This window comes from Actinoplanes sp. NPDC019969, from assembly GCF_055562375.1.
The window spans coordinates 144,788-157,580 of record NZ_JBVHFK010000015.1 but is presented as its reverse complement, the minus strand read 5'-3'; the positions used below and the strand labels follow the sequence as shown (position 1 = coordinate 157,580).

12 protein-coding genes are annotated in these 12,793 nt (G+C 68.9%); 1 reads left to right on the top strand and 11 read right to left on the bottom strand.

The genetic code is table 11. The annotated features are described in order from the left end of the window. The first annotated feature begins 2 nt into the window (after positions 1–2). On the top strand, positions 3–578 hold the full coding sequence (locus tag ACZ3II_RS37005; RefSeq protein WP_465524256.1) for a hypothetical protein: 576 nt from the start codon (positions 3–5) through the stop codon (positions 576–578). 184 nt (positions 579–762) lie between these two features. Here ACZ3II_RS37005 and ACZ3II_RS37000 read toward each other — a convergent pair whose 3' ends face one another. From ACZ3II_RS37000 to ACZ3II_RS36950, 11 genes are all read right to left on the bottom strand, one after another. Beyond that, positions 763–1,245, bottom strand: a complete 483-nt coding sequence (locus ACZ3II_RS37000; RefSeq protein ID WP_465524254.1) for a cupin domain-containing protein — start codon at positions 1,243–1,245, stop codon at positions 763–765. A 10-nt stretch (positions 1,246–1,255) separates the two neighbouring features. Beyond that, positions 1,256–2,296 (bottom strand): NAD(P)-dependent alcohol dehydrogenase, encoded by a 1,041-nt coding sequence (locus ACZ3II_RS36995; RefSeq protein WP_465524252.1) that lies wholly within the window; start codon positions 2,294–2,296, stop codon positions 1,256–1,258. Positions 2,297–2,301: 5 nt separating this feature from the next. Further along, the gene (locus tag ACZ3II_RS36990) at positions 2,302–2,769 is read right to left on the bottom strand and encodes a DUF4334 domain-containing protein (protein ID WP_465524250.1); all 468 of its coding nucleotides are present in this window, start codon (positions 2,767–2,769) and stop codon (positions 2,302–2,304) included. Positions 2,770–2,842: 73 nt separating this feature from the next. Further along, positions 2,843–5,005, bottom strand: a complete 2,163-nt coding sequence (locus tag ACZ3II_RS36985; protein WP_465524248.1) for a rhamnogalacturonan lyase — start codon at positions 5,003–5,005, stop codon at positions 2,843–2,845. A 140-nt stretch (positions 5,006–5,145) separates the two neighbouring features. Next, the gene (locus ACZ3II_RS36980) at positions 5,146–6,456 is read right to left on the bottom strand and encodes an ABC transporter substrate-binding protein (protein ID WP_465524246.1); all 1,311 of its coding nucleotides are present in this window, start codon (positions 6,454–6,456) and stop codon (positions 5,146–5,148) included. A gap of 10 nt (positions 6,457–6,466) precedes the next feature. Further along, positions 6,467–7,366 carry a carbohydrate ABC transporter permease gene (locus tag ACZ3II_RS36975; protein WP_465524244.1) on the bottom strand — a complete coding sequence of 300 codons (900 nt, stop codon included), beginning with the start codon at positions 7,364–7,366 and terminating at the stop codon, positions 6,467–6,469. Beyond that, positions 7,359–8,285 (bottom strand): carbohydrate ABC transporter permease, encoded by a 927-nt coding sequence (locus ACZ3II_RS36970; RefSeq protein ID WP_465524242.1) that lies wholly within the window; start codon positions 8,283–8,285, stop codon positions 7,359–7,361. Before ACZ3II_RS36970 ends, ACZ3II_RS36975 begins: the two co-directional genes overlap by 8 nt. A gap of 831 nt (positions 8,286–9,116) precedes the next feature. Then, complete coding sequence (locus ACZ3II_RS36965; protein ID WP_465524240.1) at positions 9,117–10,148, bottom strand: maleylpyruvate isomerase family mycothiol-dependent enzyme; 1,032 nt, start codon at positions 10,146–10,148, stop codon at positions 9,117–9,119. Continuing rightward, positions 10,145–10,741: a sigma-70 family RNA polymerase sigma factor gene (locus ACZ3II_RS36960; RefSeq protein WP_465524238.1), complete on the bottom strand. Its 597-nt coding sequence runs from the start codon at positions 10,739–10,741 to the stop codon at positions 10,145–10,147. Before ACZ3II_RS36960 ends, ACZ3II_RS36965 begins: the two co-directional genes overlap by 4 nt. A 28-nt stretch (positions 10,742–10,769) precedes the next feature. Beyond that, complete coding sequence (locus ACZ3II_RS36955) at positions 10,770–11,198, bottom strand: hypothetical protein (protein ID WP_465524236.1); 429 nt, start codon at positions 11,196–11,198, stop codon at positions 10,770–10,772. A gap of 52 nt (positions 11,199–11,250) precedes the next feature. Next, positions 11,251–12,663, bottom strand: coding sequence for a DUF4331 domain-containing protein (locus ACZ3II_RS36950; RefSeq protein ID WP_465524234.1), 1,413 nt, complete (start codon positions 12,661–12,663; stop codon positions 11,251–11,253). Between the last annotated feature and the right edge of the window lie 130 nt (positions 12,664–12,793).

Here is a 12,793-nt window from a genome sequence, read left to right as displayed (position 1 = left end):
TCATGAATACTCACGACGCGATCCTGCCTCACGCCGACCACTCGGATGATCAGGGATTCCGGCCGGGCCACTCGTCGTACGCGCGAGCGGTGACAGCCGTGGCGTCCTCCCTCTCGGTGATCGAGGCGAAGACATCCGGCCGGGCGGTCTCCCGCCAGACCGCGGACCACGCGGGTGATCTCCGGCAGTCGGTACCGGTAGCCGAGCGCCATGTGCGGGTTGACGCGCACCCGCTGCTCCCGGGGATCGACCCCGACCTCCGACCAGGCGTGGATGAACCGGCCGGCGTCGTGCAAGCCCCGGACGATCCTGCCGGCGTCGTCCCGTGCCGGGACGAGCGCGTTGCCGGCGCGGTTGAAGCCCGGCACGTGGCTGAGGTCGTACCAGGTCAGCAGGTTGCCGGAGTGGCGGGTGTCCCAGACGTGACGGGGCAGGTCCGGGTCGACTCTCATGTACCGAGTGGCCGGCTCGTTGTCGGAGTCGCCGCGGTAGGCGTTCGGCGGGCGGGTCCGCAACGGCTCGGTGGTGAGGAAGAGACGGAGTTGCTGGCGACCGCGAGAACCGGGCCGTCGTCGTAGCGGGTGAGAACCGACAGGCGCCGTGGCGAGAGGGCGGTGTGGCCGGTGGACGGGCGGCGGGGCAGGTGCCAGCGCAGCAGGTCCGGGGTGAAGTGCCGGAGATCCTCGTCGAGGCGGGCACCGCGTAGCGGCGGACGGTGCGCCAGCCCCGCACCGCCCCATCAGTGAGGATCACCGGCACAAACTAGTCGAGCCAGATGTTGTCGTGTTCGAGGTAGAAGGCGGTGCGTTCGGAATCGGTCATCTCGTCGAGGTGGGCGAGGCCCTCGAAGTACGCCTCCCGGGGCGCGCCGGGGGAGAAGTGCAGCAGCATCGACGCGGGCGCGCCGGAGCGGTTCTTGAAGCCGTGGATGCCGCCGATCGGCACGTGCACCCAGTCGCCGGGTTCCGCCTCGATCCACCGGTCGCCGTTGTAGATGGACATGACACCGGACAGGATGTAGAACGACTCGCTGATCGTACGGTGGAAATGGGGGTCCGGTCCGGTCTCGCCGGGCCCGCACTCCCAGCGGTACAGGCCGAAGAGTCCCCCGGTGGAGGCCCCGCTCGACAGGTAGTGGACCTTGGTCCCGTTGGGATAGACCAGCTCGGGCTCGGTGCCGGCCGGCCGGTAGAGGGCGCTCTTCTCGCCGGAGTCCCCGTGATACAGCGGCGGTGGATAACTCATGGATACCTGTCTACCCGAAGGTCAGGACCGGTTTCACCACTTTCCCCGCGGCGGCGTCCCGGGCGGCCTGTTCGATGTCGGCGAACGGGTACTCGGTGATCAGTTTCTCCACCGGCAGCCGGCCGAGCCGGTGCAGGTCGACCAGCTGCGGCAGGAACGTCGCGGGCGCCGCGTCGCCTTCGATGACGCCTCGGATACGGATCCCGTGGTGCATCACGGTCATGATGTCGAACTCGGCCCGTCCGCCGAGGCCGACGAGCGCGAGGGTGCCGCGGCGGCGCAGCGCCCCGATGGCTGTGGTGATCACCTCCGGTCGCCCGGTGGTGTCGATGGCGTGATCGGCGCTGGTGAGGGAGGTGTCGGTGGCGCCGAGTTCGTGGGCGAGCGCGAGCCGTGCCGGGTTCGGGTCGACGGCGATCACGGTGCAGCCCAGGGAGACGGCGGCCATCACCGCGCTGAGACCGACGCTGCCGGCGCCGAAGACCGCGACGGTGTCGCCGGGGCGGGGGCGCAGGACGTTGAGGACGGTCCCGGCGCCGGTCTGCACACTGCATCCGAGCGGTGCGGCGAGGACGGGGGAGAGGCTTGCCGGGATGCGTACGATGTTGCTCTCGTACGCCAGGGCATGGCTCGCGAAACTCGACTGCCCGAAGAAGTTGCCGTAGACCCGCTCGTCCCCGGCCCGCAGCCCGCTGCTGCCGTCGGCCCGGGTGCCGCGCATGTTGAGTTCGCTGAGCAGGCAGTACGCCGGATGCCCGCGCCGGCACTGCTCGCACGTGCCGCAGCTGCGGTAGCTGAGCGCGACAGTGTCGCCGACCTTTACGGCAGAGACAGCGGAACCGACCGCCGCCACCACCCCGGCGCCCTCGTGGCCGAAGACCATCGGCAGGGTCCGCGCGGGCCAGCGCTGCCGCATGGCCAGGTCGGTGTGACAGATCCCGGCCGCTGTCATCGCGACGAGCACCTCGTCCGGCCGCGGCTCCTCGATCTCGACGTCCCGGATGGTGAACGGCCCGCCCGCGGTCTCGACCAGGGCGGCCTGGATGCGCACCGGGCTCACTCGCGTTCGAGGACGAAGTAGTAGTGCCGCCCGTCGTCCAGGACGCCCTTGCCGTTCATGACTCCCAGCAGGGTGCCGTCGTCGATGCGTTTGAAGTGGTCGAACACCGGCTGGCCGTCGTACACCATGGTGGCCGTGACCTCGCCGCGGAACTCGACCGGCCACAGGCTCGCGCCGCCCTTCGCGCGGTCCACGTCGTCGAACAGGGCGCCGTCGCCGTCGCGGCAGACCAGCGGCGCGACCTCGGTCAGCGAGTCGAACCGTTTGCCGTGCCAGCGGATCCGTGGCAGGTAGCCCTCGAAGCGGTGCCCGGTGACGAACTCGCCGCCCCGCCACGAGCCGAGGATCTCCTCGGGCCGCACCGGCGGCAGCGCGGCCCACAACTTGTCGAGATCATCGATCGTGGTCGTGCCGTCCGCGGCGCGGATCTCGGCGATTCTGCTGCGAGCGGTTGCGGCGTCCATGGACCCACCCCTCTATTGGCGTGCTGCCAATATAAAATATATGGGCCCCGCCGGGGAGGCGGGGCCCATACCGTCAGCGGGGCACGCGCGACCAGTCGGTGTCCGAGGCCAGATAGAAGCCGGGATACGACGGCTGGTTGTACGTCGTCTGCTGCCGCGCCACCTCCACCCGGTACTGCGGGTCGTGCATCAGCGTGTACATCTTGTGGTTCGTCACCTCGGTACTGGTGTGGATCCGGACCGCCGTGCTGTCCGCGGTCCGGACCAGCAGTTCCTCACGCCAGTCGCCGAGGACGTCGGCGACCAGACCCGGGTTGCCCTTGGTGCCGTTGTTGGTGAGGGTGCCGTCGGCGGTGAGCAGCCGTCCCCGGGTCCAGTCGTCGATCGTCGGCGTCACGGTCTGCGCGCCGTTGACGATCTGTGTGGTGAGGTCGGCCGACCAGCGGATACTGGCGTTCGTACCGGGAATGCTGTTGGTCAGGATCTCGCCCTCGGCGCTGTGCAGGCCGAGCGCCTCGGAGCCGCCGGGCATGCTGGCCCACGACTCGATGCCGGGCGTGGCGGGCAGCACGTCGCCGATCATGCCGCGGCCGGTGTCGCGCCCGGAGTACGTGCCGAACAGGACCTCGCCGGTCTTCGCGTCCCGCATCGCCATGCCGTAGGGCGCGGACGTGCCGCCCTCGTGCACCGTGAAGATCTCCAGGCCCGGCCGCGACGGATCGATATCGGTCACGTGCATGGCGTCGCCGTGACCGAGGCGGGCCTCGTCGCCGGACGGGAGCTTGCCGGACGAGGAGTACAGCAGGTCACCGTCGTGGTCGATGGTGGCCGCGCCGTACACGATCTCCTGCTTGCCGTCACCGTCCACGTCGGCCGCGCTGAGCGAGTGGAAGCCCTGCGTGGTGAGCTTGCCGTACACCGGATCGGTGCCGTCGCGGCCGTGCGGGGAGTCGTTGAACGGGTTCGTCATCGGCGTCCAGCCCGAGTCGACGTACCAGCCCTCCCGCAGCCGGTGACCGTCCCAGCGGTAGGAGACCAGCGTGGTACGGGTGTAGTAGCCCCGCGCGAACACCGCCGACGGGTTCCTGCCGTCCAGATAGGCGACACCGGACAGGAACCGGTCGACCCGGTTGCCCGGCTCGATGCGGGCCATCGCGTAGTCGCCCCACATCAGGCCGTCGTCGGAACGTCCCGGCTTGTAGTCGATGGTCTGCAGCTCACGGCCGGTGGCGCCGTCGAAGACCGTCAGGTACTCCGGGCCGTCGACGATGAACCCCTCGAACGCGCGCAGGTTGTTGCGGGTGGAGCGGGCGGGGGCGTACACGTCCATGAAGTAGTCGGTGAGCTTCGCCGCGTCGTCGTGGGACAGCGGGTACTGGTACTGCGGGGCGATCCCGAGCGCCTGCTCGATCGTCGCGGGCCAGTGACCGGCGACGACCTCGGGATGCTGGTGCCACTTCTGGAAGATGCCCACCACGTGCTGGTAGTAGTCGGCGGCGCTCATCCGGTAGTCGGCGTCCTTCTGGAAGCCGTTCTTGATGTAGCGCTCCTTGCCGTTCCGGATCGTCTTCGTGCCCGGCGCCGTCTTCATCATCATCTCGGCGCGCCCGTCGCCGTCGAAGTCGTAGACCAGGAACTGCGTGTAGTGCGCGCCGGCCCGGACGTTGACGCCCAGGTCGATGCGATGCAGCAGGGTGCCGTCGGCCCGGTAGGTGTCGATGTAGACCGGCCCGGTATAGCCGACCTGCGAGACGTCCTTGGAGTTCGACGGATCCCACTTGACGACGTACTCGTACACGCCGTCGCCGTCCACGTCACCGACACTCAGGTCGTTGGCGGAGTAGGTGTACGTCTCGCCGGACGGGGTCACGCCGTCCGCCGGCTTCCGCAACGGCAACTCGGTGTAGCCGGCGCCCCACGGCGTCACGGTCCTCGAGCCGCTGACCCGGTACTTCGAGGTGGGCGTACCCGCCCGGTCCAGGAAGTTGGTGCTGTCCGTGACCGTCGCGATCTTCTTCCCGTCCCGGTAGACGTGGAAGTCCGCCCCGGTCAGCCCGGTCGCCGACGATCCTCTCACTTCGTTCTTCAGCAGCCGCCAGCTCAGGAACACGCCCTCGCCCGTGGACGCCGCGATCAGCCCGCGGTCCAGGCGTTCCATCCGCGGGCCCTTCTCTCCCGCGAGGGCGGGCGCGGGGGACGCGGTGGCCAGGACGACTGCCGCGACACCTGCTTTCAACCATTTTCCGGTACGGGAACCCATCTGCGCTGTGCCTCTCCCTGGGGATGAACCGGCGCGGGCACCCGTAGTAGCACCCGCGCCGGAGGACAGACGTGCGTGTTGACTTCGGGCGCGTATAGCGGCCGAAGTCAACACACTCACTTGGCCGCGTCGATCTCCGTCTGGAGCTCCTTGATGAACGCCTCGGCCGCCGCCTGCGGGGCCTGCCGCTCGAACAGCACCTCCTCGGTGTGCCGCTTGAGGATCGCCTCGATGCCGCTCGCGCCGTTCGGGGTGACGCGCGGCGCCGGGCCGACCTTCAGCGAGCTGAGGTACTCGGCCGCCGCCTTGTCGGTCTCGCCGAGCTTCGCCGTGACCGCCGTGCGGACTGTGCTGTTGGACGGCAGGCCACGGTCGGTCTGCAGCACGTCACCGGCCTCGGTGGTGTTCAGCAGGAAGTCGACGAACAACGCGGCCTCGGCCGGGTGCTTCGAGCGCGACGACACCGACCAGAACATCGAAGGCTTGAGGTACGGGGCCTCGGCGCTGGACGGCTGACCGTTGCCGGGCAGCTTCAGCAGCTTGAGCTTCTGCCCGCTGGCCGTCGACAGCGAGGTGAGCTGGGTGTTCCACCAGGTGCCGAACGCGGCCGTGTTGGTGGCGGTGCCGGACTGGTCGAGCGGCGCGCTCGCCTTCTCCACGGTCACCGACGGGGCCGGGGCGATGCCCTGCTTCGCCAGTTCGAGAAGGTACTGCCAGTAGGAGGCGAGGACGGCGGGCGGCAGCGACACCTTGCCGGCGTCGTCGTACAGGGTCGCGCCGTTCTGCCGGGCCCAGATGTTCACCCCACCGGTGTCGAAGCCCCACGACTGGACGCCGACGACCTTGCCGCCGCTGGCCTTGGAGACCTCCAGGCCGATCTTCTTCAGGTCGTCCCAGGTCCAGGTGGCGTCGTCCGGCAGGGCGATCTTGTACTGCTCGAGGGCGGAGGTGTTGACGACGATCGAGTACGCGGCGACGCCGGTCGGGACGGCGTACTGCTTGCCGTCGACCTTGCCGGTGTCCAGCGCTGCCGGGTCGAGGGCGTCGGTCTTCAGGTGCTTGTTCGCGGTGCCGAGGTCGAGGAGGGCGCCGCGCTGGGCGTACGACGCGAGGTAGAGCTCGTCCATCTGGATGATGTCGGGGGCGTCGTTGGCGGCGACGGTGGTGGCCAGGCTGTCCCAGTAGCCGTTCCACTCCTTGAACTCGCCGGAGACGGTGATGTTCGGGTATTTCTTGGTGAACAGGTCGATCGCCTGCTGGGTCCGCTTGTGCCGGGCATCCGAGCCCCACCAGGTGAACCGCAGCTTCACGGCCTCCGTGGAGATCTCCCCGCCGGCGTCGCCACCGCTGCTGCCGCAGGCTGCCAGCGTGCTTCCGGCGAGGACACCGGCGCCCAGGGCGAGAGCACTTCTCCGGGTGAATGGCATGGGGTTCTCCTTATTTGATACCGGTGGTGGCGATGCCCTTGACCAGGTAGCGCTGGCCGATGAGGAAGGCGAGGAAGATCGGCAGCAGGGAGACCACGCTCATCGCGAACATGGATCCCCAGCTCGTCGCCACGGTGGCATCCACGAAGGAGCGCAGGGCGACCGGAACGGTGTACATCTCGGGGTCGGTCAGGTAGATCAGCTGGGAGAAGAAGTCGTTCCAGGTCCAGATGAACGTGAAGATCGTGGTGGTGGCCAGGGCCGGCAGCATCAGCGGCAGGATCACCCGCAGGAAGATCCGTGGGTGGCCGGCGCCGTCGATGCGGGCCGCCTCGTCGAGTTCCTTGGGCAGGCCGCGGATGAACTGGACCATCAGGAACACGAAGAACGCGTCGGTGGCCAGCAGTTTCGGCACGATCAACGGCAGGAACGTGTTCACCCAGCCGAGGTTGGAGAACATGATGTACTGCGGCACGATGATCACGTGGATCGGCAGCATGATGGTGCTGAGCATGAGGCCGAACCACAGTCTCTTGCCGGAGAACTCCAGGCGGGCGAAGGCGTACGCGGCCATCGAGCAGGACACCAGGTTGCCGATGATGCAGCCGAGCACGACGATCGCGGAGTTGGCCAGGAAGTGCCCGAACGGTGAGGACAGCGCGTCCCACCCGTCGCTGTAGTTGGACGCCTCGAAACTGTCCAGCACCAGGCCCGGCGAGCGGAAGATCTCGCTGCTGGGGCGGAGTGAGCTGACGACCATCCAGATCACCGGATACAGCATCACGACGGCCAGGGCGATCAGGCCGAGGTGCTTGCCGGCGTCCTTGATCGGCTGCGGCACCGTCCACTTCGGCGGCGGGGCGTCGCCGGTGGTGTCGATCTTCACGACACGGTCCTTGAGGTCAGTCATCGTAGAACACCCACTTCTTGGCGGCCCAGAAGTTGACCGCGGTGAACGCGGCGATGATCAGCAGGAGCAGCCAGGCGAGCGCGGAGGCGTAGCCCATGTCGAAGTTGTTGAAGCCGCGCTGGTAGAGGTAGAGCGTGTAGAACAGGGTGGAGTCCGACGGGCCGCCGGTGCCGTTGGAGACCACGAACGCCTGGGTGAACGACTGGAACGCGTGGATGATCTGCAGGACCAGGTTGAAGAAGATGATCGGTGACAGCAGCGGCATCGTGATCTTGCGGAACTGGGTCCACTTCCCGGCGCCGTCCACGCTGGCGGCCTCGTAGTACATGGCCGGGATCTGCCGCAGCCCGGCCAGGAAGATCACCATCGGGGCGCCGAAGGTCCACACGTTCAGCACGATCAGCGTGGACAGGGCGGTGTCGGGGTCGGAGATCCAGCCGCGGCCCTGGATGCCGAACAGGTCGAGGAGTTGGTTGAGCAGGCCCTCGGCGCCGAAGATCTGCCGCCACAGCACCGCGATCGCCACACTCGAACCCAGCAGGGACGGCAGGTAGAACGCGGAGCGGTAGAACGACAGGCCGCGCAGGCCCCGGTCCAGCAGCATGGCCAGGCCGAGGGCGGCGGCCAATTGCAGGGGTACGGAGATCAGCACGTACTTGAAGGTGACCAGCAGTGAGGCGTGCAGCCGCTCGTCGCCGAGCATGCGGGTCCAGTTCTCCAGGCCGTTGAACTCCGGCGGCTGGAGCAGGTTGTAGTCGGTGAAACCGAGCAGCAGTGACGCCGCCACCGGCCCGGCGGTGATCAGCACCAGCCCGGCGAACCAGGGGAGTAGGAACAGGAAGGCGGCCTTGTTGTCCCGCTTGCGCGGGGGGCTGCCCTTGGCGGCACTGAGGCGCTGGAGTTCGCCGAGGGCGCTCACATGCTCCTCCTTCGCATCGACGAGCTAGAACGAAGCGCTCACCTCGGCGGCTGCCCGGGGTGTTCGGTTCAGCAGGAGGAAAGCGCTTTCCAGGGAGTCTGCATCGATGTGACGAAGTCGTCAACGGTTTCGCCAGGGTAAATTCTGGATCGTTTCAGAAACCAGGACCACACGGCATGCGCCGGATGCACATGATCATTTTTGAACCATTCAATGCCGGTCACGCGCCCCTGCTGAGGCCAGGTGCGCCCGGGTGTGGCACCCGTCATTGACGATCCGAGCGCGGTCGCCGCCCGCTACGTTCTCTCGAAGCCGGACATCTTCTTGATGCTCCTGCCGTTGCATCGGCTCCTCGGCGCGGGGGGATCGCCCAAGATCGAAAAGCTGCCCGAACCTGTGCGTCCGGGTCCGGAATCCCGGCATCTCCTGAACAAGGTCCCGATGCTTGTTGTTCTTGGCCGGAAACCATCGGCACGAACGGCACAAGATCCCGAACGGCGACCGCTCGCGGTGATCAACTGTTCGAGAGCGAGTCGCGGCCGAGCCGTCGGGCCCTTTCGCCCGTGTCTGGGCGGTCGGGCCGTTCCGTCTGCGGCCGTATGGTCAGGCCGTTTCGTCCGCGGCTCGGCGGACGGATCGTTCCGTCTGCGGCCGGGCGGACAGGCCGTTTCATCTGCGGCGGGGCGGTCAGGCCCACCGCTCTGGCTCAAGCCGCCAGGACCTTCAGCCTGCCGTGATCTTGGGCCGCCGGCTCTCGATGCGGGCCATCTCCCCAGCCTTTTCGCCGTCGGCGGCAAACCCTGGCAGGGAGACGTGCGGCCGGGGAGCCACTCACGGCACGGTCGCCATCGACGGCAGGGCGTTCAGGAAGGCGCGCGCCAGGACCGTGTCGCCGGCCAACTCCGCGTTGACCCGGGCGGGATCCAACCGGTCCGCGGCCATGCGGCAGAACTCCACCAGGTCGACCGTCACCTCCGCGGCCGGCCGCGTGGTCGCCGGCACGACCGTGGCCAGGTCGAGCGGCACGGTCCAGACGCCGCCGCCCGGGCCGGTCAGGTGCAGCCGGATCAGCCGGTCGTGTGGTGGGGCGAGGTGCCGGGAGATGACGGCGGGCAGCACCCGTACGGCGAAATCGGTCATCGGATGGATGTGTTCCGGCAGTGGCACGGGGACCGTACGCCCGGTCGCGGCAGCGATGTCCTCGGTGTGGATCCACGTCTCGAAGGCCCGTGCCAGCACCGCGTCCACCAGCGGAAAGGGCCGGCCCATCAGGACTGTCGCGGTGTCCGGGGACGGCAGCCCGGCCAGCGCGTGGCACAGCTCGCCGGCCTGCGTACGCCAAGCGTGCCGGGTCTCCTCGGGGGAGCGCGCCCGTTCCACGCGCAGCACCGCGGCGGTCCGGGCGGCGAGTTTCTGGCCGGGTTCGGCCGGTGGATCGACCGGCAGCCCGATGCCGGCCGAGACCAGTCCGTCGGTGGCGCTGAGATGCGCGACGAGGTCGTGCACGGACAGTTCGCCGTACGCCGCGATCCGTCCCCATTCCGCGCCGGTCAGATCGGACAACAAAAGATCAAGGGCGGCGATCTGGGCGGCGTACGGGGCCGCGAACGGCGCCGTCGGTGTCGCCGGCCGCCGCGAACCGTGGGCCGCCGCGCGCAGCCGGGCCAGCCCGCCGGGCCGGGGCCGCAGCGTGGTGTCGGCGATGCCGGCGGCGGCTTCCCGCAGCTCACGGGCCAGGCTCGTGCAGTCGGGGCAGGTGGCCAGATGGGCCGCGACGAATGCGTCCTCCGCGGGCGAGCAGGCGTCCAGCGCCCACGCCCCGATGAGTGGGACGACCGTCTCGTGGCTGTCCGTGTCGGTCATTTCTCCTCCTCACCGTCGGTCTGGTCGGCCCGCATCGTCGCGGCTAATCGGCGCAGGCCCTCACGTAGCTGGGATTTCGCGGTCCCTTCCGGCAGGCCCAGTTCGGCGGCGACCTCACGATAGGTGCGGCCCTCCAGGTAGGCCAGCGCGATCGGCCGGCTCAGGTGCGCCGGCAGGGAGCGCAGCGCCGTGCTCAGCCGTTCGGCGGTGTCGGCGTCGGTGACCTGGTCGGCGACCGGATCACCGTGGTTCAGCGATCCGGTGTAGAGCCGTCCGTCGAGGGCGGTCCGGCGCTGCGCCTCCTCGCGCCGTACCAGGTCGACCGCGCGCCGGTGGGCCATCATCGCCAGCCAGGCCCGCAGGCTGCCCCTGGCCGGGTCGAACGCCAGCGGGCGCTGCCAGATCGCCAGGAACACCTCCTGGGTGATGTCCTCGGCGGCCCGGCGATCCCGGGTGACCCGGGCGGCGATCGAGTAGACCAGCGACTCGTACCGCTCGTACATCTCGGTGAACGCGCTCTCATCGCCGTACACCAGCCGATCGCGCAGCCGCGCGTCGTCACTGGCTGTGCTGGTGGAACGCTGCTGGGACAAGGCGCTCACCCCCACCGTCGACCTCACCTTAGGCGCTCACGCATGTCTTCTCCAGGACGGAACGGGCTGTCTCCACATCGCTGAGATACCGGGGTTCGGCGGTCCGGCTGTCCAACCGCAGGCGGAGATGACCCACCGTGACGATCACCGCGTCGACCTGCGCGGCCACGCCCGGATCGGCTGCCGTGTCGACCAGGTCCAATCGGTCCTGGATCCGGCGCAGCTCCGCCCGGTCGGCGGCGGAGATCCCGGTGACGTCGCGTCCGTGCGTGAGCCGGGCCAGCGCGAGCACCGCCTCGGCGGCGTCGCGGCAGGCGCCCGGCGCGAACTGCCCGGCCGAGGGCAGAACCAGCGGCGGTTCCGGAGACGGCAGGGGCTGTCGCAGCAGCATCAGACCGGCGGTGACGAGAGCGGCCGCCGTGGTCAGGCCGGCCGCCAGGAGGATGGGACGTTTCACGATGCGCTCCTTTCCCGGTGGCGCCGCGGGCGCGGCGCCACCGGTCGTGGGGTCACTTCTGCTGGTTCACCGCGACCACGTTGGGCAGCGCGACGTACGGGAACGCGTTCCGGAACGGCACGACGTTGGAGTCGACGGCGTCACCGAGCCCGTCGACCGCCGCCGGGTGGTTCGGCAGCAGCACGCCCTCGGCCACCCGCAGGGTGACGTCGGTGACGTCGTCGGCGAGCCGCCTGCCGTTCGGGAATCCGGCGTTGTCGCCGCCGAGCACACCGAGACGGTTCGGGTTCGCCGCCGGCGGGATGGACATGTTCAGCCGCAACTGTTCACTCGGCATGAAGTTCGCCGCGACCGCGTCCTTGTTGAGCCGCTGCGAGTTCAGGTCCACCGCCACCGGGCCGCACGCCTTGCACAGCCCGGTCAGGAACACCTCGACCAGGTCCTGCCGGGGTGTGGCCGGCGACGGGATCTTGTAGATCTGCTGGATCAGGCGGGGCACCTCCGGGTTGGTGACGAACGGCGCGAACTTGGCGTCGTTGCGCGGCGCCGTCGCGTTGAACTCGTCCTTCTTGCCGACCGGGACGACGACCTCGTTCACCAGCGGCATGCCCAGCCGGGACACCTGCTGCCAGCCGCCGTACCGCTGCCGGTTGTTCACCGTGTCCACGACCTCGATGCGCTGCCGGGACGTGGTGGACCAGATGCCGACGACCGGGTTGCGGGCCGCGTCGCCCTTGAGCGCCAGCACGCTCTTGGGCACCTGGATGGCCAGGGTGTTGGTGTTGTAACCCCGTACCGTGTCCTGCCCGACCTCGGAGAAGTCGCCGCCGTACAGCAGGTCGAAGATCCGCAGATCCAGGAAGAACGGGTCGTCGCCCTGCCCGGCGAAGGTCTTCCCGCCGCCCGGCACCGGCGTGATCGCCGCGTCGGCGAGCTGCTGGTAGTTGGGCATCGACGCGTTGCCGACCCGGGACGGCGCGACCTTGCCGTTGCTGATCAGCGTGGTGCTGCCGGCCGCCGTGATCGCCTCCAGCTTGTACGTCTGCCGGAAGTTGAGATCCGCGTCGTCCAGCGAGGTCACCACGCCGGTGTTGTAGAGGAACGTGTTCTTGCTGCGGTAGTTGTCGGTGAACGTCCAGCGGTAGATCAGGTCCGCGCGGGCGTCACCGTCGTTGTCGATGTTGATGTCGTACGCGGCGTCGTTGGCGAACGGGTAGAAGTTCGGACCACCGTTGGGCTCCTCGAACGGGATCCAGTTGGCGATCATCGTGACGGTGTCCGGCGCGTCGGGGCTGACGAACGCGTACACGTCCGTGTTGTCCAGCTGCGGTTCCCCGGCCACCAGCGGGGCTTCCCGGTGACTGGACGCCTGCGTCGCCACCGGGGCCAGCGACGCCACACAGGCCGCCGCGGCCACGGCCGCCACCGCCCCGAACGCCGCTCTGCGTCGTGAACGTTGAAGCACGTGCCTCCTCCTTCACTAGTTGCTGACGCAGGTCCTTCGCGTGCCGCCGGGCTCCGGATGAATCCGGTCGGCTTGGTGACATCGCGTCATCCGGGCGGTCCCGGCGTACGAATCCCTCCTCCGACGACAT

Excerpts from the sequence above, each read along its gene's own strand:
- ACZ3II_RS37005 (WP_465524256.1), top strand. The coding sequence starts at position 3 with ATGAATACTCACGACGCGATCCTGCCTCACGCCGACCACTCGGATGAT.
- ACZ3II_RS37000 (WP_465524254.1), bottom strand. The coding sequence starts at position 1,245 with ATGAGTTATCCACCGCCGCTGTATCACGGGGACTCCGGCGAGAAGAGC.
- ACZ3II_RS36990 (WP_465524250.1), bottom strand. The coding sequence starts at position 2,769 with ATGGACGCCGCAACCGCTCGCAGCAGAATCGCCGAGATCCGCGCCGCG.
- ACZ3II_RS36980 (WP_465524246.1), bottom strand. The coding sequence starts at position 6,456 with ATGCCATTCACCCGGAGAAGTGCTCTCGCCCTGGGCGCCGGTGTCCTC.
- ACZ3II_RS36975 (WP_465524244.1), bottom strand. The coding sequence starts at position 7,366 with ATGACTGACCTCAAGGACCGTGTCGTGAAGATCGACACCACCGGCGAC.
- ACZ3II_RS36965 (WP_465524240.1), bottom strand. The coding sequence starts at position 10,148 with ATGACCGACACGGACAGCCACGAGACGGTCGTCCCACTCATCGGGGCG.